Here is a 25666-nt window from a genome sequence, read left to right as displayed (position 1 = left end):
GCGGGGTCAGCCGCGCCAGAGACTCAGCATCATGGCCTCAACGGCGATTTCGGGCTTGACGTTCTCGTCGATCGCCTGGCGGCAGGCCAGCACCGCTTCCAGCCGGCGCAACGCGCTTTCGGGTGACCACTTGCCGGCCGCGGCCCCGGACTGAGCCGCCACGTCGGTGTGCACGACGCCCACCGGGGCGCGCAGGTTGGTGATCAGGACGTCGCGATAGAAACCGGCGAGGTCGACCAACGCCCGGTCGAGTGCGTCACGTTTCGAGCGGGTGGCCCGGGATTTCTGCCGGCGCTCCAGGTCTTTGATCTGACCGGCGGCCCCGCGCATCGCCCCGGCGGCGCCCCGGCCGGTGCCGCCCGCGCCGAGGGCCTGCTCGAGGGCGGCCTTCTCGGACGCGTCGGTCTCGACGAGCTGCTCGGCCGCCTCGGCCTCGGCCGCCTTGATCAGGGCGCTCGCCGCCTCGAAGCAGGCACCCACCCCGGTCAGCCGCCGCGGCACCGACAGCACGGCCTCGCGCCGGCCCCGGGCCTCGACGTCGTTGGCCAGCCTTTTCGCCCGCCCGACGTGGCCCTGCGCCGCGGCGGCCGCCCAGGCCGCCACGTCGGGCGCGATGCCGTCACGCCGCACGAGGACCTCGGCCACCGCGTCGGCCGGCGGCTGGCGCAGCGCCACCACCCGGCAGCGCGAGCGGATCGTCACGGAGATGTCGTCGGGGTGCGTCGACGGGGTGCAGAGCAGGAAGACCGTGCGCGGTGGCGGCTCCTCGATCGCCTTGAGCAGGGCGTTGCCCGCCTGCTCGGTGAGCCGGTCGGCATCTTCGATCACGACGATCTGCCACCGGCCGCCGGAGGGCGCGCTGGCGGCCCGCAGCACGAGGGCGCGCATCTCGTTGACGCCGATCGACAGGCCCTCGGGCACGACGAAGCGGACGTCGGCGTGGGTCTTGCCGAGCGTGGTGTGGCAGCCGTGGCACTCGCCACAGCCGACACCGTCACGCTGGCACTCGAGCGCCGCCGCGAAGGCGCGCGCCGCCACCGAGCGGCCGCTGCCGGGCGGACCCGTGAAGATCCAGGCATGGGTCATCGCGCCGGCGGCCACCTGCTCACCGGCCACGACCCGGGCGGCTGCCGCGGCTGCCTGCCGCAGCGTGGCGACCGGATCTTCCTGGCCCACCAAATCGGCGAAGACGTCAGTCACGGCACCGATGGTATTGCGGACCTCTGACAGAACGCCCGCCCCGCGGTCCGTCACCGCCGAGTTATCCACAGTGGAAAACGAGTCGTAGCGAAGCCGTCACTCTTCCGGGTACGTTCTGGTCCCGGTCCGCGACGCTGCAATGACAGACGGTGAGGAGCCTCGGCATGGCCCGTGAGATCGACGAGGCGTGGATCAGTGAGGCGATCGAGCGGCATCGACGGTTCGAGCAGCTTCGCGCCGACTACGACCGCCTGGTCGAGTCGCACCAGGTCTCGGTTCACTCGTCCGACGACTCGATCGAGGTCGTCGTGACCGCCGCCGGCCGCATAGCGGACATCCAGCTTCACGGCGGCCTGCAGCATCGCAATCCGGTCGAGTTCGCCCGCGAGTTGCGGGCCACCGTCGCCCAGGCCGCCGAGGCGGCTCGCTGGGCCCGCGAGAAGCTCCACGACGAGACCTTCGGAAAACTCCGCTCGCTGGGGGAGGCCTGACATGGACCACCTGGCCGATCGCCTCGATCAGGCAGCCGACTCGTTGACCGCCCTCGCCCGCGAGGTCCCCTCGCTGGCCCTCGCCCCAGACGCCTTCGCCACGCAGGGTCTGCCCGGTCAGGTCGGTCGGGCGCTGCATGAGCGCTGGGCCGCGGTGCTCGAGGCTCGCGCCCGTGAGACGTCCTCCGCCGCCGCCCGCCTGGCGGAAGTGGCCCGCTCGGTGCGCACCACCCGGCGACACTATGCCGAAACCGACGAGGCGGTCGAGCGCCACCTCATCCAGGAGTTGTGATGGATCGTCTCGACCAGGTGCTCGACGCGGCCATACCCCTGCTGCGTCGTGCCGAGAGCGTTCTCGACGAGGCCGGTGCGCCGAGCGGCCACCCGGTCTGGGAAGAGCTTCGACGCGTACGTCTCCTGCCCGCCGACGCCGCCCATGCCGTTGCCGGGCTGCGCCCGTCGGCCCTCGCCGAGGCGGTTCCCGATCTCCGGGCCGGTGCCCGGGTCTGTGCCGGGGCCGCCTCCACTCTGCCCCCGCCCGGCGAGTGGGAGGGCGAGGCGGCCGAGGCCTACGACGACCTTCGCCGACGTGCCGTCACCCACCTGTCGGGCGACGGCGACGGCCTCGACGAGCGGTTCGAGGCAACCGCCGATCTGGCTGCGGCCCTCCACGACTGGATGGTGAGCACGCGAGACAACCTCGCCGCGGTGCTGGCCGGGGTTCTGACCTCCGCCGAGGCCGTGACGCTCGGCGCGCCCGCGAGTTTTCCGCCCCGGCCCGCCGAGATCCGCGCCGCGGCCGACCTCGCGGCGTACGTTCTGAGCGCTGTCGCCGCTGACTACAGCGAGGCTGAGGAACTGCTTCGGGGCTCGCAAGACCTGGCTGTACCGGTGCCGCTGTGAGCATGCGCTCGGTGGTGCGCACATGGGCGCGGCGCCGCTTTCGGACAACCAGAGCTCCGAATGCGACGCCGCGACCTCCTGCACCCCCCGCAGGTGTAGGGATCACTCAACGCTACGAATCGATCGTTGTCTTCGCCCGGGAGTGCCTTCGGAACGCTCGGTGGAGCAGGAAAAGACGTCCGTCCGGGGTCGCCTCATCCATCGGGGTATCGACATGCCTCCATCCGGATGAGCGGGTTCCGGTACGGGTCGAGGGGCAGCCGTCACCAAGGCGCGGCCACCCCCCGACATTCAACCCACGGTCAGAGCCGCGAACGGCGACGTCGCAGGCCGAACATGACGGCCACCACTCCGGCCAGCAGCAGCGCGCCACCGGCCACAACGACACGAACCACGTCGGAGCCGGTCACCGGAAGGCCACCACCGGCGCCCGCCGGCGTGAGCTCCGGGCTCTCAGGCGAGACCGCGGCGGCCTCCAGCAGACCCAGCGACATGCTGAGCGAGACGCCGGACTTGTCGGCGTAACCGCCCTTGCCCCGGTGCTTCGAGCCGGCCGGCTGGGTCAGCGAGATCTTCACGGCCGAGGCCCGCGCCGCGATGGCGTGGCCCTTGACGGCCTGCCGCACATCGCCCAGCGAGACCCGCAGCTTCGCACCCGCGCCCGGGACGGGCACCGACTCGGGCTCGTGGCCGGCCAGCGGCGGCAGGCCGGGGATAGGCGGCACGGGCAGAGGCGCGGCCTTCTGCAATTCGTCCAGCTCGGTGAGGTTCCGCAGCGGGGCCGACTCCATCGTGTGGCGACCGGGGGGCAGGGAGACGTCGAGGTTCTCGCCGGCCGCCTCCAGGCGCTTGGTCGCGATGCCCTCGCCCGAGACCTCGACGATCGCCGGGCGATAACTCACCTGGCCGCCCGAAGTGGCCGACATCGTGGCCTCGAGAGTCGGCGCCCGCAGCACGCGCAGGCGCACCTTGCCGCCGAAAAGCTCGATGCGCTCGGCCGTGACGGTCGAGCGGGCGACCGTGCGAGGTACGCCGTCCCGGTTCTCGATCCCGGTCACGCCCTGACTCGTCATCACGCCAGGAACGCGCACCAGCGGGCCCCGCCCGCCGGTGAGGATGCTCGCGCCGCTCAGCTCGGCGTGGGCGCGGCCGGTCTCGCCGGCGACGCGACCGCAGGCCATGCCCGCATCCCACTGGGCGTGCGTGGTCAGCCGGCCGTCGCCCAGGCGCAGCGGGCCGGCCTTCCCGGCCGGGGTCGAGCGCCCCGACGCCTTCGCGTTGGTCGGCGGGGCCTGCTGGATCAGCGGCTTCACCAGTGCGGCGTGGGTTGCCGAGCCTTTGTCGCCGGGGTATCCGTCAAGCATCCGCGCATAGGCGGCCGAGGCCAGCCGGGCCGTTCCGATCGTCGCGGTGCGCGCCTGTCCCGCGCCGACGTCGGAGATCGCCGCGCTGAGGGTCCGCGCGTCGTCCTTCACCCGCCGATCGGCCTTGCCACCCCCGGCAGGCGCTTCGTCGTCAACGGCGTCGCCGTCGCCGTCGCCGTCGCCGTCGCTGTCCTGCTGGCCGCCGCCGGTCCGGTCGCCACGATCGCGGTCGTCGCCGTCCCGGTCGTCGCTTCCGGTTCGATCGCCGCCGCTGCCGGTCCGCTCGTCGTCGGTCTGCTTGCCGCGGTTGCCGGTCCGCTCGTCGTCGGTCTGCTTGCTGGAGCCGTTGTCCGCAGGCTCGCCGCCGCCGGCTCCCGGTGATCCGGTGTCTGTCGCATCGGAGCGGCCGGTCAAGCCGTTCACGATCGCGCCGCCTCGCTCGGCGACCCCGCCGAGGCCATCGTTCCCGGTCGGCACCACGTCGGCGTCGCCGGTCGGGGCGGGCGCTCTCTTCGGGAGGACGCCGAGGTAGCCCAGCGCACCCGTCCCGATCATGCCGATGCCCTCGCTCGGGGTGTCGCTGTCCGCCGGGTCGGGGATCGCCGGGTCGGGCTCACCGCTCAGGACCCGGTTGGCGGCGTCGTGCACCGGGCTGTTCTCGTTCTTCGTGGTCTCGTTCTTCGTACGGGGCCGTTCCGTGACCTTGGCCCGCACCTCGAGCTTGTTGATGCGAAAGAGCTCGGCACCGGACTGTGCCGCGAAGTTCTCGGGCCGCTCGCAGATTGCGGGGGCCGCGAGAGCCGGCTGAGGTGCGGTGAGCGCGCCGGCAAAACCGAGCGCGACGACACTGGCGGCCAGCGACCTGGCGGGCGTCATGGGGTTCCTCCCGAGTTCGGCCGCGGGCAGCGGCGTCTACGGGTCTGCCCAACGAGGGTCGATCTGCCCGGTTGTGTCGCGTCTATACGACAACCCCGACGGGTAGCCCAAAACAGGCATTTGGTGCGGCGTGTCGGGCGTCGTAGGGTGGTGACCATGGGCATGCTGTGCGCGGTCAGTTTCAACCGGTACGGCCGCCTCTACTACCTCGATCCGGGCGAGTTCTCGCCCCAGGTCGGCGACCGTGTGCTGGTACCCACGGACGACGGCCCCGAGGTGGCGGAGTGCGTCTGGGCGGCGCAGTGGGTGAGTGACGACACCTCGGGCTTCCCGCGGGTCGTCGGGCTTGCCGGCGACGACGATCTGCGGCGCGACGAGCTGCTCCGCAAACGCAAGGCCGAGGCCAAGGTCGCCGCCAAGAAGCTGATCAAGGCCCACGAGCTGCCGATGAAGGTCGTCGCCGTCGACCACGTGCTCGACCCGACCGGCAACGGCGGCGCTCGCACGACGATCTATTTCACCGCCCCCCACCGGGTCGACTTCCGTTCCCTCGTCCGCGATCTCGGCGCTACCCTGCACTGCCGGGTCGAGCTGCGCCAGCTCTCGGCCCGCGACTCCGCCCGGGTCCAGGGCGGCATCGGCTCCTGCGGCCGCGACCTGTGCTGCGCCACCTTCCTGACCGACTTCGAGCCGGTCACGATCCGCATGGCCAAAGACCAGGACCTGCCCCTGAACCCGCTCCGCATCTCGGGCGCCTGCGGCCGCCTCATGTGCTGCCTCAAATACGAACATCCCCTATATGCCCGCTTCGCGGAGTCTGCGCCGGCTGTCGGTAGCCGAGTGACGACCCCCGAGGGTGACGGCCGGGTGGTAGGGCACAGCGTCCCTAAGGATTCAGTGACGGTGCGTCTGGACTCCGACGGCTCCCGATGCTCGTGCTCGCGGGCTTCCGTATGCGGACCAAGGCAAGCCCATGAAGAGCAATACAGCGAAGGCCAGTAATTGCTTTCAAGCGATCAATCTTTAGGATAGGTATCATTAAATCAATGATTTGTCGTTCGCCCGAAGTCGCTTAGGCGTACGTCACTTGAAGCCGGGCAGGCGCCATCCGCTTGTGGAGGGCGCGCCAGCCCGGCCTCTGGTCAGTGAGCCAGAGTCATAACTACCGTGATCAGGCCGATCATCTGGGTTGCCAGCTGAAGCCAGGCAATCTTCAGCTCATGCTCGGTGTTCGGTGTTGGCATACTGTGCATTGGCTGCTCCCTGCTGTTGAGGCGATCAGCTGGAAGGCGGCGCCCGGATTGCGCCTGGGCGTTCTTCCTTGGTTTCCCTGCGATCCACGTTAGAGCACTGCGAATGGGTCGCGCATTATCTAATAGCGGCGAGCCGATGTCCCTCTCATATGGTAAGGTCTTTTTACCAGGCCTTCTATTCGCTAATTTCTGGCGTTGAATGGCGTAGGTCACATGGCGTCGTCTCGAATATTGGGACGGAAGCGCAGGCGGGCCTTTAGTTGTTCGTACGATCGGTACGAACTTTGCTGGTCGCGAACAGCTCGAGGCCACCCAGTGCATCCGCCGCTGTCATCCTGCTGGATGTGCTGCCTACGGCCCAGTAAGAACATCCGCTGTACCAGAAATTCCAGGCCGAGGCACCCGCCGTCGGCACCCGTGTGACCACCGCCGAGGGCGACGGGCGGGTTGTCGCCCACAGCGTGCCGAAAGACGCGGTGGTCGTGCGCATGGACGCCGACGGCTCCCGCTGCTCCTGCAGCCGCGCCTCGGTCTGCGGCCCGCGCCAGTCCCACGAGGAGCGCTACAGCTGACGATCCCCGCCCCGGCCATCCGCCCGCGCCAGCTGTAACACGCATTCAAGCCCGGCCGCCATCTCCCCGCCCGGTCCTTGCGAGGCCGCCTCGACTTGCCCAACAGTTAACCCAACAGGTGCGCCCAGCCCTGCCAGCCGCCCACGCCTAGCCTTGCCGGGCCGCCCGGCCCACTCCCGCCTGGGTGCCCAGCCCAGCGCCCGCCCGGCCCGGCCGAGCCAGGCCGCGCCTAGCCCGGCCCAACCCAGCCCGGCCCGGCCCGGCCCAACCCAGCTCGCCGCCCGCGGAGCCCTGCCGAGCCGTTCCGGCCCAGCCCAGTCCAGCGCCCGCCCGCCCGGCCCGGCCCGGCCCGCCTGGTCCCGCAGGCCGCCCGACCGCCGTCAGGTGGCCCGGCTCCCAGTGACGCGGGGCTGCGTCGCCGGGGGCCGCCTGGGTCAGCGGACTTTGATCGGGTTTTCGATGCGTCGGGGGGTCAGGGGGTCGCGCGGGCGCAGCCATGAGATGTCGGGCGCGCCCTCGGGGTCGGCGGTCCAGTTGTGGCTGATCTTGTCGATGCCGATGGGGTGGATGGTCAGGGTGCCGTCGGCCGCGATGTGCAGGCGCAGGAAGCTTTTCGCGTCTTCGATGCCCTGGCCCGCGAAGAGTTCGTTCACATTGACGCCGACGGAAGAAGCGATCAGCAGGTAGAGCGCCGTCAACTGAGTCGCGACGAAGCCGAACACCGGGCCGTAGAGGACCACGGCCACGATCAGCGGGCCGGGCCAGGTCCAGTCGTGGAAGGGCAGCTGCAGCCAGAGCCACGTGCCGCCGGCCGCGAGTCCGATGTGGGCGGAGCCGTGCAGCAGGCCCGCTATCCAGTGGCGTGTGTGTTTTCGCCGGTCGGCCTTGGGCGGCTGGGCGAACGCCACCGAGCCGGCCAGGATGAGCACGATCATGATGGTGAGCGGGATGCTGAAGAGCCGCTGCACGATGCCGGCGTTTCCGGCGGCCGCGCCGGTCATCGCGAGCATCGTCAGCACGTGAATGATGCCGAGCATCGTGAGGAAGCCGGGGTTGTGGGTCGGGACCCGGCGGAAGACGCCCCAGCCCAGTCGTCGTGAGGTCGCAGCGTCCGGATAGGACTGCCGGAACTCGTACGGCCGGCTGACACTGCGGTTGCGAGTGAGCGTGTCCGGCTGGGGAACGACGAGTTGCTTGGGCAATTGTTGCGTGCCCACCAGGTAGGCGCCGCCGCCCCCGCAGGTGATCAGTTCGCGCGAGGGGTCGCTGTAGCGCGCGTAGTGGTGCAGGTCGCCCGAGACGAGGACGCGTGTGGTGGCGCCCGTCGGGTCGAGGATTTTCCGGATGAAGTAGTCGATGGCGTCGTACGCCTCGGGTTTGTCGACGGACTTGACCCACTTCGGCGACGGCGTCATGAGGATCACGCGGTCTTCCGGGCCGAGTTGCTGGGCGGCCTGTTCGAAGTAGAGGAGCTGGGGGTCGTCGATGTAGGCGCCGAACTGCTCGTCGATCGCGAACAGCCACCAGTTGGCGGGCAGCTTGACGGCGAAGTAGGACCGGCGCTGCTCGGTGCGCCAGCCGCCGATGTGACCGTCTTTGCGGCGGGCGAAGAGGCGGATGAAGGCGGTCAGGCCGTCGTACCAGTCGTGGTTGCCGGGCAGCGCGAAGAGTGTGGGCTGGGTCGTGCCGATCGGCGGCTCGGGCAGCGCGGCGCGGTAGGGCCCTTTCATGCGGCTCTCGTAGCCGTCGCCGCTCGCCAGCGGATAGACCTGGTCGCCACCCATCAGCAGCAGTTCACCGCGGGGGAGCGTGGCATCACCCACGTCGAGGCTGGGCTGCGCCAGCAGGTAGGCCACGGAGTAGGTCGCGTGGAAACCGTCGCCCAGGTCGGCGACGTAGTCGAGCCAGAGCTCGCCGGTCTCGGTGTGCGAGTGGTCGAACCACTCGCCGTCGAGCGCGTTCTGCAGCTCGCGCTTGTCGAGATAGGCCCCGAAGAGGACCGCCAGCAGGGTGCGCAGACCCGTGCTGAGCAGCAGGAGCGGGGCGAGCCAGCCGACCGGGCGCTGGGGGGTGAAGCCGAGCTCGTGGGGATCCATGCTGATGGGCCGGCGCGGCACGACCTGACCCGTGGGGGAAGGGGGGTGATCGACGGTCACGCCAGGCACACTAGTCGCGGCGGGCGACAAGAACGATGTCCGATTCCGGCATTGGGTGGCCCCGCCGAGGGGCGCGGGCCGCATACCGTACACTTATTTATCGTTGCCGCCTTAGCTCAGTCGGCTAGAGCGACGCACTCGTAATGCGTAGGTCGACGGTTCGATTCCGTCAGGCGGCTCAGAACGAAAGCCCAGGTCATCGACCTGGGCTTTCGGTTTTCCGGGGTTCAGTAGCCGCGATTGTCCACCGCGGCGCGGGCGAACGCGGGCATGCGTCCGTTGGCGAGTTCGCCGCTGAGCCAGGCCCCGAAGCCCGAGATGGCCAGCGCCAGGACTTCGAGAAGGAAGAGGCCGACGCCGGCCTCGCGGTCCGGGTCGCCGACGCGAACCATCAGGATGACGGCGAACAGGATCAGTACGCCCATGTTGAGCAGGGCTCGCAGCACGCCGATGCGTTTGGTGTCGGCCCGGCGGACGAAGCCCAGGTCGATCGCGCTCGCGGTGGCGGCGGCAACCCCACCGACCAGGCCGGCGACCACGTTCCAGTAGGCCAGCGACCCGACGATGGCGGGGGCTCCGAGCAGGTTGGCGAGGTCGAAGATCACGGCCATCGCGAACAACCCCAACGGGAACATCACCAGGATGGGTTGCACCGCCTGGCCAGCGATCTTCAGTCGGCTCTCCATGCGGGTTATCGCCCTTCTCCCTGCGTCGTCACAGGTTCGACAGTGGCATCCGACGGAGGGCTACCCGGTCGGTTCGTCGATGAAACGCCGCCGCGGTCCTACTCACGGCTCACTCTGGTTGTACGCAATCTGCAACATGGCAGATTGATGTGTAGCGGACAGCCTGGAGGCATGCTCTACTACAAGCAGAGACACAAGGGCGGAGTTTGAGGGGAGACGGTAAAACAACGGCACCCGGCGGCAACCGGGTGCCGTTCTCGCCTCTTCAGACGTTCTCGTGACTCCGAACAGTCTGTTCTTTCGTCGTCGCTCGAGCGAGGCGGGGAACATCTCTCTCTAGCGCCATGATGGCCCTATCGCCTTTTCCTGGCAAGAAGCAGTCGGCGGGCGTGCGCCATGCGCAAACGTATTCGGTCCCTCGTTCGGGTGCTGTCTCGCAATCTGCAACATGGCAGATTGATGGGTGGCGGATGGCTTGATGGCATGCTCTACTGATTCCAGGACCAGCGGGACAGCTTGACGGGACGTCGGTCCGAGCTTCGGCACCTGGCGGCAACCAGGTTCCGTCTCCGCTCCCCACCGACGTTCCCGTCGCCATCGACTGTCCTTCCGAACCGAGCGAGGCGGGGTTCATCTCTCTAGTAAGGCGGCCCGGCCGTCCCTTCCTCGCGAACAGCAGGGGAAGGAGTGCGTTATGAGAAAACGTACCTACTACCGTGGTCCGGACGCTGTGGTCACCGATGAACTGTTCATCTGGAACGGCACGCCGCTGAGGAGCTTCGCCGTCCGCGAGTTGCGCCACGTCGGAGTGGTGCGGGGCGGGTCGAAGCCGGCCGACGCGACGGTCGTGCTGACGGTGGCGGCCATCATGGTCGCAGTCGTCGGTGCCGGATGGACCCTGTTGAGCCCGCCACCCCTGTACGCGTTCGGGCTACTCGCCGTGACGGTTCCCCTGGCTTTCACTGTGCCGTCGATGGTCCGCCGCACCCGTGGGTGGGAACTTCACGCCAACTATCGGGGATCCGACGTAGTGCTCTACGCCTGTGTCGACGAGCGACAGTTCGGGCAGGTCAGCCGGGCTCTGCGGAGGGCCATGGAGGATGCCCGGCCACACGGGAGGGGGCTGGACCTGGCGGTTGCCTGACCGGGTTGGCCGAAACCCCACCCCCACCTCGCTCGTCTGATAGGACGGTATTAGGATCTGCGCGACCTCGCTGATTGCGATGATGCAATCAGCGAGGTGGCAGCTTCGATCTGTAACGGACCTACTTCAACGGTGAAGGACTGATGGCCGAGGGCGACTCGCCTACGATTGCGCGGCTGCGCGTTCGCATCGCTATTCGCGAGGCACGCGAGTCCGCCGGCTTGACGCAGGCTCAGGTCGCCGACGAGATGGAATGGTCCCAGAGCAAGGTCATCCGCATCGAGAACGGTGACAACACCATCTCGATCAACGATCTTCGAGGTCTCCTCGCTCTACTCGGCGTCCGCGACAAGAATCTGATCGCCGCGCTGCTGGCCGATGCCCGGATCGCCCGCCGGCGGCAGCGCGCCGAATCGGTGTGGTGGCGAGAGCCCCGATTCCGCGAGTTGACGTCGGAATACCTGCTGCGTTTCATCGAGTACGAGGCCGAGGCGTCCGAGATTCGATCGTTCGCCATCTATTACCTGCCCGGTCCGCTGCAGTCACGCGAATACGCGGCCGCCCTGACCGGGATGTGGATCGGCGAAGGCGAGCTCGACCAGACCAAGGTGGATGTGCTGGTCGAGGCCAGAAGCCACCGCCAGGCCGCGCTCCTGGACCGGCTCGGTTCGGTGAAGTTCTTCGTCGTGGTCGATCAGTCGGTGCTGATGCGACCTATCGGAGGCTCGGCCATCTTCGCCGGCCAGTTGCGGTTGCTGATCGACCTGTCCGATCGCGGCCTGCTCGGTCTGCGCATGCTGCCGTTCGACCTCGAGGTACCGATCGCCAACAACGGCAGCTTCGACCTCGTGACGGTCACCACCGATCGCAACAATGACGAAGTCATGTACCGCGAGAACGGCTTCCTCGACGAGGTGGTCGAAAACCGCGCCGAGACGGCTCGTCACCGCAAGCGTTTTGAGCAACTTTGGCGTGTCGCCTCGAACGAGGGCGACACGATCGCCTTCATTCGTAAGCGCATCGAGACTCTAGAAGCAACCCTCTCAGAGAACCAAAGTTAATACCTATTGAGAGTTCCAGCATGTTGTGAGTTCAGGAGAGTCGAGATGATCGAGGTCGACGCGCCCAAGTGGCGCAAGAGCAGCCGGTGCAGTAGCGGCACGTGTGTCGAGGTCGCCAAGGTTGACGGACAGTACCTGGTTCGGGACAGCAAGAACCCCGAGCTGCCGGCTCATGCGTTCACCGAGGCCGAGTGGCTCGCGTTCGTCGCGGGAGTGAAGGCCGACGAGTTCGTTTTCTGACCCGAACGTGCTTTACCCGCCCTGCGCGGGTTTTTTGCTGCGCAGGGCGGTTTGAGAATCTCCGGCACGTCTGTAAAACGGACATTCTTGACCAGGATGGTCAATAAATCCGGATCTAACCGGCATAAGGTGTGCCCAGGCTGGGACTGTCGTCATTCATTCCTGCCGGACTCTGAAGTCGTCGCTTAACGTGGACTTCGGGAACCGGCACGGAGGTGCACAATGATCGACTGGGCAGAAACGCGATGGCGTAGAGCCAAGCGCTGCACCGGCGGAAACTGCGTCGAGGTCGCCAAGGTCGGCGGCCGCTATCTGGTTCGTGATTCGAAAGCCCCCGCAGGGGTTGTCCTCTCCTTCACCGAGGCCGAGTGGCTGGCCTTCACCGACGGCGTCAAGACGGGCGACTTCTCCTTCGAATGAGGGGAACTCGGGCTGAAGCGCTGGTAAGTCGTCGGCCGAGGGCGGCATACTGCGCTGGTGAGGGCTGACTCGCACTCCGCCCGCTTCGCCGTCCTGCATGACGCGGCCGAGGCGCTGCTGGACGAGCTGGCGGGTCGCTACATGGTCGACCGCCGGGAGAGCAAGGAACCGCTCGGGCCCGATGACGCGCTCGTGCGCATGGAACGGCTGATGCCGCGAACTCCGGCGGCCGCCCCGCTCGCTATCGCATTCACCGAGACGCCGGGCCTTGCCGTGCGTCTCGGGCGATGGTGGGTCGAGACCCTGCCCGGCTGCGGCTGCGAGGTCTGCGGCGAAGATCCGCTTCAGCTCGTCGACGTGCTGCGTACGCAAGCCTCCGCCCTGGTTGAGGGCGGGTTGTGGGAGCGCGTCCGGCGTGGGGTGGGCGGGTCGTGGTTCGAGAGCCGGCTGATCGGCGTCGGCATCAACGCCCGCCGTGAAGGCCCGCTGGCCAGGGCAGACGCCCGTGAGGCCAGGCGCAGCGGGTTCGCCGCGGCCGTCCAGTGGGCGCCGTGGCCGCCGCGCCCGGCTGAGAAAGGCACCGAGAAAGGCGGCGGGACGGGCTAAGCGCGGAAGATCGCGAGCGCCGCCCGGATGCTGCGGCGCTGGATCACCTCGGCCATCGACACGTTGCCCCGGCAGAAGGCCGCGAAGGCCCGCCACCCCAGCGGCGTGCTCATCAGCGAGTGGATCACGCCCGGATAGCGGCAGAACGCGTTCAGCAGCCGCCGGCCGGCGGACATCTCGGGCCCGAGTTCGGCGTTGACGCGACGTTCGTACTCGGCAAGGTCTTTCCAGGAAGAGCCGGCCCACGTGCCGGAACGCAGGGCGTAGCTGATGCCCTCGCGCGTCCACGGTTCGAGCAGGCCGGCCGCGTCGCCGACCACTACGACCGACCCGCGGCGCAGCGGCGAATCGGGGCGGCGGCAGCGCGTCAGATGTCCGGAGTCGCGCAGCACCTCGCGCTCGGACAGACCCATCCGGGAGACGAAGTCGGTCAGGTATCTCTTCGTCTCGGCACCGTGGCCCTTGGACATGATGACGCCGACCGTGAGCTGGTCGTTCTTGGGAAAGACCCAGCCGTACGACCCCGGGAACGGGCCCCAGTCCAGCAGCACCCGCCCCTGCCAGTCGCGGCGGTCGGCAGGCGTGGCCGCCAGCTCCACCTCGAGCCCGAGATCTTGCTGCTCGAAGACCACGCCGACGTGGCGCGACGTGATGCCGGCCGACCCGTCGGCGCCGATGACGACCCGGGCCGTGATCTCCTCACCGTCGGCCAGCCGGACGACGCCCTCATCGACCGCGCGGACCTGGGCGTTCTGCCGCACGACGGCGCCGGCCGCGAGGGCCGCCGAATACCACGCGTGGTCGAAGTCGTCGCGCCTGACCAGCGTCAACAGCGGACGATCGCCGCCGCGGCGGGTGAGCGTACGCCGTCCGTTCAGTGTGAACGTGAGCGACGAGATCGAGTCTTGAGCGGGCACGTCGATGTATTCCGAGGCGTATCGCATGGAGGTACCGATGAGGCCGCCGCCGCAGGTTTTGTAACGCGGGTGCTCGGCTCGTTCCAGGACGATCGTGCGCGCGCCGGACGCGGCGGCCGCTCGCGCCGCGGACAGCCCCGCCGGGCCCCCGCCGACAACTGCCACGTCCCAAGCCGGCTCCGCGATCACGAGCGGAGTCTATCCAGCCTTCTATGTACGGGCGTACACATCGGGGCTAGGCTTGGGGCTTATGACCACGATGCGCGAGCGGATGCTGGCCGGTGAGTTGTATCAGGCCGATGATCCTGCCCTTTCCCGCGATCTGGAGCGGGCCGCGGCTCTGTCCCACCGGCTCAACGCGGCCGACCCGACCGACCACGGGCTGCGGCGTGAGCTGCTGACCGAGCTGCTCGGGCGGTTCGGCGAGGACAGCGAGATCCGCCCGCCGTTCCGCTGCGACTACGGCTACCAGACCTTCGTCGGGGCTCGCACGTTCGCGAATTTCGGGTTGATCAGCCTTGACGTGGCGACTGTCACCATCGGCGACGACGTGCAGATCGGGCCGAACGTGCAGCTGCTGACCGCGTGGCACCCGGTCGAGGCGGGGCCGCGGCGCGACAAGTGGGAGGCGGCCTCGCCGATCGTCATCGGTGACAACGTCTGGCTCGGCGGCGGGGCCATCGTCCTGCCCGGCGTGACCATCGGTGACAACACGGTGGTCGGCGCGGGTGCCGTAGTGACGCGAGACCTGCCACCCAACGTGGTCGCGGTCGGCAATCCCGCCCGCGTGATCCGCAAGGTCGAACCGTGACCGCCCTGCCCGCCGCCCGGTCGGCGCGCCGCTACGACCCTGACCGCAAAAGCCGGATCGTCGACGCGGCCCTTGAGGTCATCGCCGACCACGGCGTCGCGGGCACGACCAGCCGGCGCATCGCTGCCGCCGCCGACGTGCCGCTGGGCTCGATCACCTACCACTTCGACAGCATCGACGACCTGCTCGAACAGGCCTTCCGGCGGCATGCCGAACAGATGTCGCCGCGCTACGAGGCCCACTTCGACGGGGTGACCGACCTGGCGGGCTTCGCCGACGCCCTGACCGACCTGATCAACGGGGGCGCCGGTGGCGACGCGCGAGACTGGGCGGTGTCGTACGAGCTGTATCTCGCGGCCCTGCGCAACCCGGCGCTGCGCGGAGTGACCGAGGCATGGATGCGCCGGTCACGCGTGGTACTCGAGCGGTTCCTCGATCCGGTGACCGCGCGCGGGGTCGACGCACTCATAGAGGGCCTCGTCATCCACCTCACCCTGTCCACCGCCTCGTTCGACCGCGCGGACACCCGTACGATCGTGGGCCGTTTTCTCGGAGTGCCTCAGTGACTTCCGTCGTCCAGACCGCGCCCGAGGTGCGGGCAGCGACCCGTGCCGTCTACGCGGCCTTCATCCTCGCCGGCGTCGCCACCGCGAGCTGGGCGTCGCGCATCCCGCAGATCCGCGACGAGCTCGGCCTGACCCCGTCGCGACTCGGCCTCGTGCTGCTTTCACTGGCCGCCGGCTCGATCGTGTCGCTGCTGATGGCGGGCCAGATCGTCGCCCGCTTCGGCTCCAGCCGCACCGTCGCCGCGATGGGCGGCCTGCTCGGCGTCGCCCTGCTGGCGGTCTCGATCGGCTACGAGTTCGGCGTGCTGCCGGTCGTGATCGCGCTGTTCGGCTTCGGCTTCGCGAACGGCGCCTGGGACGTCGCCATGAACGTGCAGGGCGCGGTCGTCGAACGCCGCCTGGGCAAGGCGATCATGCCCCGCTTCCACGCCGGATTCAGCATCGGCACGGTCGCGGGCGCGCTGTTCGGCGCAGCCGCGGTCGCCCTCGGCATCTCGGTCACCATCCACCTCGCCGTGACGGCCGTCCTGGTCGCGGTCATCGTCATCGTCTCGGTCCGAACGTTCATCCCCGACGACGCGGAGCCCGAACCGATCGTGACCCCCTCCGACCCCACCCTGATCGGCTCGACCTCGCCCGTCACCAAGCGTGACCGCATCGGCAACGCCCTCTCCTCGTGGCGGGAACCCCGCACGATCCTGGTCGGCATCTTCGTGCTGGCCTTCGCCTTCACCGAGGGCGCCGGCATCGACTGGATCAGCGTCTCGGTCATCGACAGTTACGGCGCCTCCGCCACGGTCGGCGCCCTCGCCTTCGCCGTATTCCTGGCCGCCATGACCGCCGGCCGCTGGTTCGGCCCCACCCTGCTCGACCGCTTCGGCCGCGTGCCGGTGGTCCGAGCCCTGGCCGTGGTCAGCCTGGCCGGACTCGCGCTCTACATCCTCGGCCCGTCGACCCCGTTCGCCTTCGCCGGCGCCCTGCTGTGGGGCTTGGGCGCGTCCCTGGGCTTCCCCGTCGGCATGAGCGCCGCCGCCGACGACCCGGCCCACGCCGCCTCCCGGGTCAGCGTGGTCGCCTCGATCGGCTACTGCGCCTTCCTGGGCGGCCCCCCGCTGATCGGCTTCCTAGGTGACCACATCATGGTCAAAAACGCCCTGGTCGCTGTGGCGGTCCTCTTGATCGTTTCCATCGCCCTGGCCGGTTCGGTCAAGCCACTTCCAGGACAAAAAACCATTTAGTACGGCGTAGGAATTGTTCTCGGTTCTGCGGGCCGCTTCCTGCGACACCGGCCGATCACCCGGCTGCCGGGCCGGTCCCGGTGGCGCTTCAGGCTCGCGGGCTGGCGCCCGCATCGCCGAATCCCGCCCAACAGAGCGCCGCCGTGCCCCCGCAGTACCGAGCGGATGCACGACTTGGGCGGGCTTTGGGGGTGCCGGGCTGGAGGGGTGCCGGGCTGGGGGTGCCGGGCTTTGGGGGTGCCGAGCTTTGGGGGTGCCGGGCTTGGAAAGCCCCGCGATCAGGCAGCGCCGAGTTTGGCGAGCGCCGGGTGCGGTTCGGCCGGGTGTGGGTTCTCGAGCGGCGGGCAATGGCGGTGCTCGGGCAGGTGAAACGGGGGTCGGCGGGTTCGGGCCGGGGCGAGTGGCGAAGTAGCGTGAGGGGTACGCGCTCGCGGCGGCATGTGTCCGGCGTGCCGTTCGACGACGGGTGCCGGTGTCCGCAGATCGGGAGTTGCCGTGCCCAAGCCTCAGATGCAGCCGCCTAGAACGACCGCGCAGAAAGAGGCGGGGGAGCAGGTCCAGGAAACGGCCGAGACGATGCCGGCACGGGTTTTCGGCGTGGTCACCGCCGAGGGGCGCTGTCCGACGTGCGGAAAAGTCGTCGTCGACGTCAATGCGGAGCCGCTCGACTATGACGAGCGGGAGGACGGCACGTTGGTGGTCCGGTCCGTCGTCTTTGTCGTCCTGCCGTGCGGGCATGACTTCACGCGGCAGGTCCGGGTCGAGGAGTAACTCGCGGCGTGGATGCGTACGGGGAGAAGGTCACTGATGCCAGGTCCAGCTATTTCACGACCAGGCGGCCGGTGGCTTCGAACTGGGCTAGGTCGTCGAGGGTCTCGTCGATGATGAACGACTTGGGGCCGGGGAGCGCGTCCAGCGGGAAGAAGCCCGCGTCGACTGATTCCTCGGTTTCGCGCAGCAGTTCGCCTTCCCACGCGTGAATGCGGAACGACATGAGGATCTGCTGGTAGGTGTGGCCGTAGTCGTTGGTGTAGGTGTAGGCGCTGTAGAACGCGAACGGCGTCAGCGACGTGGCCCGCAGACCCGTTTCTTCCCACACCTCGCGGATCGCGCAGTCTTCCATGCTCTCGCCGAGCTCCATCGCCCCGGCCGGGATGGCCCAGCGGCGGTTGTCGGACCGCTGGATCAGCAGCAACCGGTTCTGATCGTCGAGGATCACGCCGCGTGCCCCGACGAAGAGGATGGTGTCGGTGTCCCCGACGCTCGCCCGTACCTTGCCCAGATAAGACTCAGCCCACGTCAATCCCACGCGACAACTCTAGTCACGCCGACTTCTTCGCCGCCTTCTTAGCGGGTGTGGCCTTCTTCGCCGAAGCGGTCTTCTTAGCCGCCGAACCAGTGGCCTTCTTGGCGGGCGCGCTCTTCTTGACCGGTTTCGCTTCGATCTCGGCCGCCCGCTTCTCGGGCTGCTCGCCGCGCGCCTTCTTGGCCCGCTCGACCGAAGCCTTCAGCGCGGCCATCAGGTCAACGGCGGCCGCCGGCGCCTCCTCGGCCTCTTCCGGCTGTACGATTTCGCGTCCCTCGACCTTCGCGTCGATGACCTCTTGCAGGGCGGCCCGGTAGTTGTCGGTGAACTCGTCGGCCTTGAAGCTGCCGGCCATCGAATCGATCAGCGAGCTGGCCATCGCGAGCTCGGCCGGGCGGGTCTCGATGTCGTCGTCGAGGAAGCCGAACTCGGGGGCGCGTACCTCGTCGGGCCAGAGCATCGTGTTGAGCACGAGCACGCCCTCATGCACCCGCAGCGTGGCGAGTTGTTCCCGCTGGCGGATCGCGATCTTGACGATGGCGACCCGGTCGGCGTCCTGGAGCGCGTCGCGGAGCAGCACGTACGGCTTGGCTGCCTGTCCCTCGGGTTCGAGGTAGTAGGCCTTGGCGAACAGGATGGGGTCGATCTGCTCGGCGGGCACGAACTCGAGCACGTCGATCGCGCGCGACGTCGTCAGGGGCAGGTCGGCGAAGTCTTCGTCGGTGAGGATGACCATCTCGCCGCCGCCGATGTCGTAGCCCTTGGCGATGTCGTCGTAGCTGACCACCTCGCCGTCGATCGAGCAGGTGCGCTGGTACTTGATGCGTCCGCCGTCGGTGCGGTGCACCTGGTGGAAGCGGATGTCCTTTTCCTCGGTGGCCGAGTAGAGCTTGACGGCGATCGACACCAGGCCGAACGAGACCGCGCCCTTCCAGATCGCTCGCATGCCACTCTCCCGTAGCCGACGCGTACCCAGCGTGACCTGTCCTGATCAGAATGGCATCACTGAGACGACTGCGTAAGGTGTTCGGTCCTGCCTATGGTGATCGGGTGCCCGGTGCGCCGTTGTCTCCCATGCTCGCGACCGCCGGCGCGCTGCCGGCCGGGCCGGCGTGGAGCTACGAGTTCAAGTGGGACGGGGTCCGGGTTCTCGCGCTCTTCGCCGGAGGTGCTCCCGACCTGTTCGCGCGGTCCGGGGCGGTCGTGACCTCGGCATACCCCGAGATCGCCGACCTACGTCTGCCTGAGGGCACGCTGCTCGACGGCGAGATGGTGGTGCTCGACGCGGCGGGCCGGCCGTCGTTCACGGCGCTGGCCGAGCGCATGCACGTGCGCGAGCATGGCCGGGCTGCCCGCTTGGCGGTGACACTGCCGGTGACGTACATGATCTTTGATCTGCTCTTTCTCGACGGGCACGACTGCACCGGCCTGCCCTATCAACTGCGGCGGGAACGGCTCGAGCAGCTCGGGCTGGCGGGACCGCACTGGATGGTTCCGCCCGTTTTCACCGACGGTACGGCGACGGCGGAGGCGGCCCGCGAGAACAGCCTGGAGGGCGTGGTCGCCAAGCGCAACAACTCGGTCTATCTGCCCGGGCGGCGCTCGACGGACTGGGTCAAGGTCAAGTTCGACCGGACCGGCGACTACGTGGTCGGCGGCTGGCGGTCGGGGGTGCGCAAGCTCGGCGGTCTGCTGGTCGGGGTGCCGACGCCGGACGGGCTGGCCTTCCGCGGGCGGGTCGGCGGCGGGATCGGCGCGGTCGCCGAGAAGGAGCTGCTGGCCGAGCTTGAACCGCTGGCCCAGCGAAACTCGCCGTTCGCGCCCGGTGCGGTGCCTCGCGAGGATTCCCGAGGGGCCCATTGGGTACGACCTGAGCTGGTCGTCGAGGTGCGTTATGGCAATCGGACACCGGACGGGCGGCTGCGCTTTCCCCGCTATCTGCGCCTGCGCGACGACAAGACGCCCGACGAATGCGTGGAGGAGGACGACGATGGCCGGTGAACGGTTCCCGGTCTCGATCGACGGGCGCGATCTAGAGCTGTCCAACCTCGACAAACTCATGTATCCGGCCGCCGGATTCACCAAGGGCGAGGTCATCGACTACTACACGCGTATCGCCCCGGTCATGCTTCCGCATCTGGCCGACCGTGCGGTGACCCGCATCCGCTTCCCGAACGGCGTCGACGGCACGCATTTCTTCGAGAAGAACAAGCCCGGGGGTACGCCCGATTGGGTGCGACTCGCGACGCTGCCCGTGCCCGGTTCGACCAAGAGCCGCGAGACGATCGATTTCGTGGTCGTCGACGATCTGGCCACCCTGGTGTGGCTCGCGAACCTGGCCGCGCTCGAACTGCACACCCCGCAGTGGCGGATCGGCGCGGACCCCGACCTGCTCGTCGTCGACCTCGATCCGGGGGCGCCGGCCGGGCTCAAGGAATGCAGCGCGGTCGCCGTGCTGATGCGCGATCGGCTGGCCGAGGACGGAATCGCGTCCTGTCCGAAGACGTCGGGGAAGAAGGGCATGCAGTTGTGCTGTCCGATCTCCGGTTCGCAGGACTCCGAGCTCGTGTCGGCGTACGCGAAAAGGGTTGCCGAGGAGCTGGCCGCGATGGTGCCGGGATCGATCACGGCCAAGATGGCCAAGGCGATCCGGCCGGGCAAGGTCTTCATCGACTGGAGTCAGAACAACGCGGCGAAGACGACCGTCACGCCCTATTCGCTGCGGGCCCTGGAAATGCCGACCGTGTCGACGCCGCTCACCTGGGACGAGGTCGAGGCTGTGGCGACCGGCGCCGAGGAGCCCCGCCACTATCGCGCCGGCGAGGTGTTGGATCGCGTCGAGCAGCACGGCGACCTGATGGGCGAACTGCTGCGACCCGGCGCCGCCCTGCCTGTCTAGACCTACCTTGCGGCGCAAGGTACTGTGTCGCGCATGGCAGATGTCTCGCAGTTGTCGACGAGTCTGCGCCGCGGCACGCTTGAGTTCTGCGTCCTGGCCATGGTCGAGACCGAGGACAGGTATGGCAACGAGATCGTGCGACGGCTGGGCGACGAGCCCGGCCTGGCCGCCGGCGAGGGCACGATCTATCCACTGCTCTCGCGCCTGCGCCGGTCCGGCTGGCTGCAGAGCAAGTGGGCCGAGTCGCCGAGCGGTCCGCCGCGGCGCTATTACGGGCTGACCCCCGCCGGGCGCTCCGCGCTCGAACACTTCCGCACCGAGTGGGTTTCGTTTCGACTGACCGTCGACCGTCTTGTGGGAACCGGTGAGGCCGCATGAAGACCAAACAGACCGACGTCGTCGCCGAATACCTGCACGAGGTCGACCAGCGGCTCGCCGGCATCCCGGTGCTGCAGCGCCGTGAACTGCTGGCCGACCTGGCCGCGCACATCGCCGCCGAACAGGCCGAACGCAACCTCACCAGCGAGGGCGAGGTGATCGAGGTGCTCGAGCGGCTGGGCAGCCCCGAGGTGGTCGCCGCAGCCGCGCACGAGGAGGCCGGCACCCGGTTCACCCCGCCGGCCGCCCCCTCGCGGAAACGGTTCTGGCTGATCGCGGGGATCGTCGCCGGCGTGGTGCTCGTTCTCGCTTTCTGCGTCGGTGCTCTCGCCCTGGCGCAGGGCAGCACGTCCGCGCCCGCGGTGCAGAACCCGGCCGAGCCGGCGGTCGCCCCCGCGGTCGTGCCGTCATAGGCGGGCGACGCCCTCCCCGCTGAGGCGGTCGCGCCACACGTGCCGGCCGGTGATGGTCAGCAGCAGAGCCTCCATCGGGCCGCGGACCTCGGGGCCCTGACCGGCTGACCAGTCGACGTCGGTCGCGGTCAGGCGCAGGCCGGCGACCGCGCGCACCGACGGCAGCGGCGGCGGCCAGCGCATGCTCAGGGTGCGGGTGGCGCACTCGGCGGCGGCTTCGGCCGGCATCGTGTGCTGCCGGCCGAGGGGGATCGCGATGTCCTGGGTGTGCACCAGCACGTCGGTCAGGGTCTCGAGCCGGGTCACGCCGATGTTGCGACGGCGTCGCCCGGCCGTGTCACGCAGCTCGGTCACGATTTGCTCGGGTGTCAGGGCGGCGGCGCGCACCCGGGCGGTGTGGGCGATTGTGCGGGCCAGGCTGCCCTGCCACTGCCTCATCATGGGAAACGCGTCGCTGAGGCCCATCTGTTGCATGGTGAGATGCGCGCCGACGTCGTGAATCGTCCAGCGGCTGCACAGCGATTGCTGCTGCCACTCGTCGGCCGAGAGCGATTCGAGCAGCGCCACCACCGCGCGCCGCTCGGTCACGATGACGTCCCATATCTGGTCGCGGTTCATCACGGCGCCTCTCTGGGATGACCGAGGACGGCCTGCGCCATCGCGGCCAGCTGAACGGACGGATCGAACGCGGGATCAGGCACGGCCAGCTGGTGCAGGACGAGGCCGGTCCAGTGGTTCATCAGCAGCGGGGCGTCGCGCGCGGGATCGGTCGAACCGGCCACCGGCAGCCAGGCCATGAACCACGCGTCAACCGCCGCGCCGGTGGCCAGCACGCGGGCTCGCAACTCGGGACGGAACGCGGCCTCGACGAGGATCGTGTAACGGGCCAGGGTCAGGGCGCGCTGCGGGCCGGTCGCCTCGCGGGCGAGCGCGGCCATGACCTCGGCGAGCTCGCCGGGGGTGGTGGGCGAGCGCCGGGCCACGATGCGGTCGAAGTTGACCCGCTCGCGCTCGGCGAATCGGACCACTACGCCGTCGAACAGGGCATCCCGCGTACGGAAGTGGTTGGAGGCCGACCCTGCGGGCAACCCGGCGGCGGCGTCGACCGCGCGGTGGGTGAGCGCGTGCGTGCCACGCTCACCCAGCACGGTGATCGCTGCGTCGAGAAGCTCGTCACGGTGAGTAGCCATGACGACAAACTACGCCTGTAGTGAGATCGACTACAAGTGTAGTTGCGATCGGGATTCAGTCGATCTGCGGCAGGGCCGGGCCGAGGATGTCGTCGGCGTCGACGATCGTGTAGGCGTACCCCTGCTCGGCCAGGAACCGCTGACGGTGGGCCGCATATTCGGTGTCGATCGTGTCGCGGGAGACGACCGTGTAGAAGTGCGCCTGGCGGCCGTCGCCCTTCGGACGCAGCACCCGTCCCAGCCGCTGAGCCTCTTCCTGACGCGAGCCGAACGTGCCCGAGACCTGGATGGCCACCGCCGCCTCAGGCAGGTCGATCGAGAAGTTGCCGACCTTCGAGAGAACCAGCGTACGCAGCTCGCCCGAGCGGAACGCGTCGAAGAGGCGCTCGCGCTCCTTGTTTGTCGTCGAGCCCTGCACGATCGGGGCGTCGAGATATTCGCCGAGCTGGTGCAGCTGATCGATGTAGGCGCCGATCACGAGCACCTGGTCGTCGCGGTGCTTCTCGACCAGGGCGCGGACAACCGGCAGCTTGGTGCGCGCGGTGGCGGCGACCCGGTAACGCTCCTCGGCCTCGGTCACCGCGTAGGCCATGCGCTCGGCGTCGGTGAGGGTTACCCGCACCTCGACGCACTCGGCCGGCGCGATCCAGCCCTGCGCCTCGATGTCCTTCCACGGGGCGTCGTAGCGCTTCGGGCCGATCAGCGAGAACACGTCGCCCTCGCGGCCGTCCTCGCGGACCAGGGTGGCGGTCAGGCCGAGCCGGCGACGAGCCTGCAGGTCGGCCGTGAACCGGAAGATCGGCGCGGGCAGCAGGTGGACCTCGTCATAGATCACCAGGCCCCAGTCGCGGGCGCCGAACAGGTCGAGGTGGGGGTAGACGCCGCCGCGGCGCGAGGTGAGCACCTGGTAGGTCGCGATGGTGACCGGGCGGATCTCTTTGCGCTCGCCGCTGTATTCGCCGATCTCGTCCTCGGTGAGCGACGTGCGGGCGATCAGCTCGCGCTTCCACTGCCGGCCGGCGACCGTGTTGGTGACCAGGATCAGCGTGGTGGCCTTGGCCGTGGCCATCGCGGCCGCGCCGACAAGAGTCTTGCCGGCGCCGCAGGGCAGCACCACGACGCCCGAGCCGCCCGCCCAGAAGCCGTCGACCGCCTCCTGCTGGTAGGAACGAAGATGCCAGCCGTCCTCGGCCAGGTCGATCTCGTGCGCCTCGCCGTCGACGTAACCGGCGAGGTCTTCGGCCGGCCAGCCGAGCTTGAGCAGCGCCTGCTTCAGGCGGCCCCGCTCGGACGGGTGCACGGCGATCATCTCGTCATCGATCTTGGCGCCGAGCATGCCGGCCAGCTTCTTCGACTTCGCCACCTCGATGAGAACGATCTTGTCGAGGCCGCGCAGGACGAGCCCGTGCGTGGGGTCGTTGACCAACTGGAGGCGGCCGTAGCGATCCATCGTCTCGGCCACGTCGACCAGCAGAGCGTGCGGCACCGGATAGCGCGAGTACTTGATCAGCGAATCGACGACGCTCTCGGCGTCGTGCCCGGCCGCGCGGGCGTTCCACAGGCCGAGCGGGGTCAACCGGTACGTATGCACGTGCTCCGGCGACCGTTCCAGCTCAGCGAACGGCGCGATGGCCATCCGGCACGCCTTCGCGTCGGGGTGGTCCACCTCCAGCAGAAGAGTCTTGTCGGACTGGACGATCAATGGTCCGCCGCTCACCTGAACACCCTTCGTAACTACAAACCGACCCTCCAGTGTGACACGCCGTCCCGGGCGATGGGCCGCTCGTCGAAGGTGCCCGGCACCACGGTCACCAGATTCGAAACCGTTCGTCCGTTCTGAGAAGAAACGCGAACCGCCTGGCACCCGCTTTGTCGAGGCTGTCGATACATGAGTCCGCCGCTGCTTCTTCGCTGCACCGTTTGCGGTGTTGCCAAAAGGTGATCTGCGACAGGTAGCGCCGACGGACAATCTTGGGATGACGAGTGGCCGTCATGCAGAGAAAGTCATCGCTACTCTGCACGTCGATTTCGGCGCCGACTTGATCCAAGCAGTGCTGAAAATTGTCGACATCGCCGTCGTTCGTGACAAGTATGTCCACGTCACCGGCGATGGCGGCGGCAAGAACGTGGTGATCGTTGGGATCTCGGGGGCAAGGGACGGCGCCGGGATCCCAGTCCGTCACCTTGGCTTCGGGAAATTTGTCGTCGATGAGATCGCGCCAACGTTCGATCTGTCGCTCGGGGGCGTTCGGGTGATCGCGGCGTAGGTGGTAAAACGTCTCGGCCAGAACTGCCTCACTCCATCGCAATTTGTAGGCGGTGTAGTGGCTGTCGAGGGCCATCAGTACCAGCCAGTCCCGAAGGCATCTTGAGTACAGAATGTTGGCGTCTGTGAAAACGATCGGCACCGATGGCACCGGGTGAGGCTACAGAGGCCGTCTGAGCAACGCCTTGGTGGGGGATCTATTCAAAGATGCCAAGGTCGTCTTGCTCGGCCATCATGGCTTCGTAGGCCGCACGCTGTTGCGAGATGCGTCGCCGACGGTATATGAGGACGTCTGTCAGGGCGACTCGTCGGTGGGTGCCAACCTTATGCGAATTGATTTCGCCTTTATCGAGCAGGCTGGTCAGTGTCGGCCGGGATACGCCCAATAGCCGTGCCGCCTCGCTGGTGGTGAGTTCTCGTGCAAGTTCGCTGACGACCACGCCATCGCCGCGTTCCAGGACCTCGCACACTTCGCTCAAAAGATCGATCATGAGATCGGGAAGGGTGACGGATCCGGCATTGCCCACGACAAGCCTCACCTCGCCGCGGTCAGCCTGCGAAAGGAGCGAGTGCACAAGTTTCAGCGAGTCATGTTCCGGACTGCCCTTGCGGTGGGCTGTCTCGGAGAGTTGGAGCGCTGTCGCCGCGAGTGTCGTTGCGCTGCCCATGATGACTCCCGATGCGGCGAAGCTGTCCGGACAGTCCGGACA

29 protein-coding genes, 1 tRNA gene and 1 pseudogene are annotated in these 25666 nt (G+C 68.5%); 19 read left to right on the top strand and 12 right to left on the bottom strand.

Annotated features, from left to right (window positions below; genetic code table 11):
• Positions 1-6 precede the first annotated feature (6 nt).
• On the bottom strand, positions 7-1200 hold the full coding sequence (locus EER30_RS10360) for a DNA polymerase III subunit delta' (RefSeq protein WP_127500101.1): 1194 nt from the start codon (positions 1198-1200) through the stop codon (positions 7-9).
• 164 nt (positions 1201-1364) lie between these two features.
• Here EER30_RS10360 and EER30_RS10355 point away from each other — a divergent pair, with 164 nt between their 5' ends.
• From EER30_RS10355 to EER30_RS10345, 3 genes are read left to right on the top strand one after another with little or no spacing between them, the layout of a single operon-like run.
• Complete coding sequence (locus tag EER30_RS10355; protein ID WP_127500100.1) at positions 1365-1691, top strand: YbaB/EbfC family DNA-binding protein; 327 nt, start codon at positions 1365-1367, stop codon at positions 1689-1691.
• Position 1692: 1 nt separating this feature from the next.
• Positions 1693-1983 carry a hypothetical protein gene (locus tag EER30_RS10350; protein WP_127500099.1) on the top strand — a complete coding sequence of 97 codons (291 nt, stop codon included), beginning with the start codon at positions 1693-1695 and terminating at the stop codon, positions 1981-1983.
• Positions 1983-2594, top strand: coding sequence for a hypothetical protein (locus EER30_RS10345; RefSeq protein ID WP_127500098.1), 612 nt, complete (start codon positions 1983-1985; stop codon positions 2592-2594). The genes EER30_RS10350 and EER30_RS10345 overlap by 1 nt, the downstream gene beginning before the upstream one ends.
• Positions 2595-2896: 302 nt before the next feature.
• On the opposite strand, the gene EER30_RS10340 is transcribed toward EER30_RS10345, so the two are convergent.
• The gene (locus tag EER30_RS10340) at positions 2897-4834 is read right to left on the bottom strand and encodes a hypothetical protein (RefSeq protein WP_127500097.1); all 1938 of its coding nucleotides are present in this window, start codon (positions 4832-4834) and stop codon (positions 2897-2899) included.
• A 156-nt stretch (positions 4835-4990) separates the two neighbouring features.
• Here EER30_RS10340 and EER30_RS10335 point away from each other — a divergent pair, with 156 nt between their 5' ends.
• Positions 4991-5836 carry a PSP1 domain-containing protein gene (locus EER30_RS10335; RefSeq protein WP_127500096.1) on the top strand — a complete coding sequence of 282 codons (846 nt, stop codon included), beginning with the start codon at positions 4991-4993 and terminating at the stop codon, positions 5834-5836.
• 616 nt (positions 5837-6452) lie between these two features.
• Positions 6453-6659: pseudogene (locus tag EER30_RS10330) on the top strand (regulatory iron-sulfur-containing complex subunit RicT); the annotation flags it as partial.
• Between the two features lie 434 nt (positions 6660-7093).
• Here EER30_RS10330 and EER30_RS10325 read toward each other — a convergent pair.
• Entirely contained in the window at positions 7094-8755 is a 1662-nt protein-coding gene (locus EER30_RS10325) for a metallophosphoesterase (protein ID WP_240669946.1), read from the bottom strand.
• A 165-nt stretch (positions 8756-8920) separates the two neighbouring features.
• Between EER30_RS10325 and EER30_RS10320 the strand changes: the two genes are divergently transcribed.
• A tRNA-Thr gene (locus EER30_RS10320) sits at positions 8921-8994 on the top strand.
• Between the two features lie 48 nt (positions 8995-9042).
• Here EER30_RS10320 and EER30_RS10315 read toward each other — a convergent pair.
• Complete coding sequence (locus tag EER30_RS10315) at positions 9043-9501, bottom strand: DUF2231 domain-containing protein (RefSeq protein ID WP_127500094.1); 459 nt, start codon at positions 9499-9501, stop codon at positions 9043-9045.
• Between the two features lie 694 nt (positions 9502-10195).
• Here EER30_RS10315 and EER30_RS10310 point away from each other — a divergent pair.
• From EER30_RS10310 to EER30_RS10290, 5 genes are all read left to right on the top strand, one after another.
• Entirely contained in the window at positions 10196-10645 is a 450-nt protein-coding gene (locus EER30_RS10310; protein WP_127500093.1) for a DUF6232 family protein, read from the top strand.
• A gap of 143 nt (positions 10646-10788) precedes the next feature.
• A complete protein-coding gene (locus tag EER30_RS10305; RefSeq protein WP_127500092.1) occupies positions 10789-11706 on the top strand; it encodes a helix-turn-helix domain-containing protein in 918 nt (305 codons plus the stop codon).
• Between the two features lie 45 nt (positions 11707-11751).
• On the top strand, positions 11752-11946 hold the full coding sequence (locus EER30_RS10300; RefSeq protein ID WP_127500091.1) for a DUF397 domain-containing protein: 195 nt from the start codon (positions 11752-11754) through the stop codon (positions 11944-11946).
• Positions 11947-12168: 222 nt separating this feature from the next.
• A complete protein-coding gene (locus EER30_RS10295) occupies positions 12169-12366 on the top strand; it encodes a DUF397 domain-containing protein (RefSeq protein ID WP_127500090.1) in 198 nt (65 codons plus the stop codon).
• Positions 12367-12423: 57 nt separating this feature from the next.
• Positions 12424-12972, top strand: a complete 549-nt coding sequence (locus EER30_RS10290; protein ID WP_240669925.1) for a DUF6226 family protein — start codon at positions 12424-12426, stop codon at positions 12970-12972.
• Here the strand turns inward: EER30_RS10290 and EER30_RS10285 are convergent.
• Positions 12969-14078, bottom strand: coding sequence for a geranylgeranyl reductase family protein (locus EER30_RS10285; RefSeq protein ID WP_205650155.1), 1110 nt, complete (start codon positions 14076-14078; stop codon positions 12969-12971). The genes EER30_RS10290 and EER30_RS10285 overlap by 4 nt on opposite strands.
• 61 nt (positions 14079-14139) lie before the next feature.
• On the opposite strand from EER30_RS10285, the gene EER30_RS10280 reads away from it, so the two are divergent.
• From EER30_RS10280 to EER30_RS10265, 4 genes are all read left to right on the top strand, one after another.
• The gene (locus tag EER30_RS10280) at positions 14140-14700 is read left to right on the top strand and encodes a sugar O-acetyltransferase (RefSeq protein ID WP_127500088.1); all 561 of its coding nucleotides are present in this window, start codon (positions 14140-14142) and stop codon (positions 14698-14700) included.
• Positions 14697-15266, top strand: coding sequence for a TetR/AcrR family transcriptional regulator (locus tag EER30_RS10275; protein WP_127500087.1), 570 nt, complete (start codon positions 14697-14699; stop codon positions 15264-15266). Before EER30_RS10280 ends, EER30_RS10275 begins: the two co-directional genes overlap by 4 nt.
• Positions 15263-16504: an MFS transporter gene (locus tag EER30_RS10270; protein ID WP_127500086.1), complete on the top strand. Its 1242-nt coding sequence runs from the start codon at positions 15263-15265 to the stop codon at positions 16502-16504. Before EER30_RS10275 ends, EER30_RS10270 begins: the two co-directional genes overlap by 4 nt.
• A 495-nt stretch (positions 16505-16999) precedes the next feature.
• Entirely contained in the window at positions 17000-17275 is a 276-nt protein-coding gene (locus EER30_RS10265) for a hypothetical protein (RefSeq protein WP_127500085.1), read from the top strand.
• Between the two features lie 49 nt (positions 17276-17324).
• Here the strand turns inward: EER30_RS10265 and EER30_RS10260 are convergent, their stop codons facing one another.
• Together EER30_RS10260 and ku are read right to left on the bottom strand one after the other, a co-directional pair.
• A complete protein-coding gene (locus EER30_RS10260; RefSeq protein WP_127500084.1) occupies positions 17325-17813 on the bottom strand; it encodes an NUDIX domain-containing protein in 489 nt (162 codons plus the stop codon).
• A gap of 13 nt (positions 17814-17826) precedes the next feature.
• A complete protein-coding gene (ku, locus tag EER30_RS10255; RefSeq protein ID WP_127500083.1) occupies positions 17827-18756 on the bottom strand; it encodes a non-homologous end joining protein Ku in 930 nt (309 codons plus the stop codon).
• Between the two features lie 104 nt (positions 18757-18860).
• Here ku and ligD (EER30_RS10250) point away from each other — a divergent pair, with 104 nt between their 5' ends.
• The 4 genes from ligD (EER30_RS10250) to EER30_RS10235 are packed head-to-tail and all read left to right on the top strand — an operon-like array spanning position 18861 to position 21500.
• Entirely contained in the window at positions 18861-19811 is a 951-nt protein-coding gene (gene ligD, locus EER30_RS10250; protein ID WP_127500082.1) for a non-homologous end-joining DNA ligase, read from the top strand.
• Positions 19801-20709, top strand: coding sequence for a non-homologous end-joining DNA ligase (ligD, locus tag EER30_RS10245; RefSeq protein WP_127500081.1), 909 nt, complete (start codon positions 19801-19803; stop codon positions 20707-20709). Before ligD (EER30_RS10250) ends, ligD (EER30_RS10245) begins: the two co-directional genes overlap by 11 nt.
• 33 nt (positions 20710-20742) lie before the next feature.
• Positions 20743-21087 (top strand): PadR family transcriptional regulator, encoded by a 345-nt coding sequence (locus EER30_RS10240; RefSeq protein ID WP_127500080.1) that lies wholly within the window; start codon positions 20743-20745, stop codon positions 21085-21087.
• Complete coding sequence (locus tag EER30_RS10235) at positions 21084-21500, top strand: HAAS signaling domain-containing protein (RefSeq protein ID WP_127500079.1); 417 nt, start codon at positions 21084-21086, stop codon at positions 21498-21500. The genes EER30_RS10240 and EER30_RS10235 overlap by 4 nt, the downstream gene beginning before the upstream one ends.
• Here the strand turns inward: EER30_RS10235 and EER30_RS10230 are convergent.
• From EER30_RS10230 to EER30_RS10210, 5 genes are all read right to left on the bottom strand, one after another.
• Positions 21495-22118: a maleylpyruvate isomerase family mycothiol-dependent enzyme gene (locus EER30_RS10230; protein WP_127500078.1), complete on the bottom strand. Its 624-nt coding sequence runs from the start codon at positions 22116-22118 to the stop codon at positions 21495-21497. The genes EER30_RS10235 and EER30_RS10230 overlap by 6 nt on opposite strands.
• Positions 22118-22690, bottom strand: a complete 573-nt coding sequence (locus tag EER30_RS10225; RefSeq protein ID WP_127500077.1) for a TetR/AcrR family transcriptional regulator — start codon at positions 22688-22690, stop codon at positions 22118-22120. Before EER30_RS10225 ends, EER30_RS10230 begins: the two co-directional genes overlap by 1 nt.
• A 55-nt stretch (positions 22691-22745) precedes the next feature.
• Entirely contained in the window at positions 22746-24407 is a 1662-nt protein-coding gene (locus EER30_RS10220; protein WP_127500076.1) for a DNA repair helicase XPB, read from the bottom strand.
• Between the two features lie 91 nt (positions 24408-24498).
• Positions 24499-25107: a PIN domain-containing protein gene (locus tag EER30_RS10215; RefSeq protein ID WP_127500075.1), complete on the bottom strand. Its 609-nt coding sequence runs from the start codon at positions 25105-25107 to the stop codon at positions 24499-24501.
• 46 nt (positions 25108-25153) lie between these two features.
• Entirely contained in the window at positions 25154-25624 is a 471-nt protein-coding gene (locus EER30_RS10210; RefSeq protein WP_127500074.1) for a helix-turn-helix domain-containing protein, read from the bottom strand.
• Positions 25625-25666: the final 42 nt, after the last annotated feature.

The organism is Actinoplanes solisilvae (assembly GCF_003999975.1).
Lineage (GTDB): Bacteria > Actinomycetota > Actinomycetes > Mycobacteriales > Micromonosporaceae > Actinoplanes > Actinoplanes solisilvae.
Note: the sequence above shows the minus strand (reverse complement) of the source record. Positions and strands in the feature narration are given on the sequence as shown.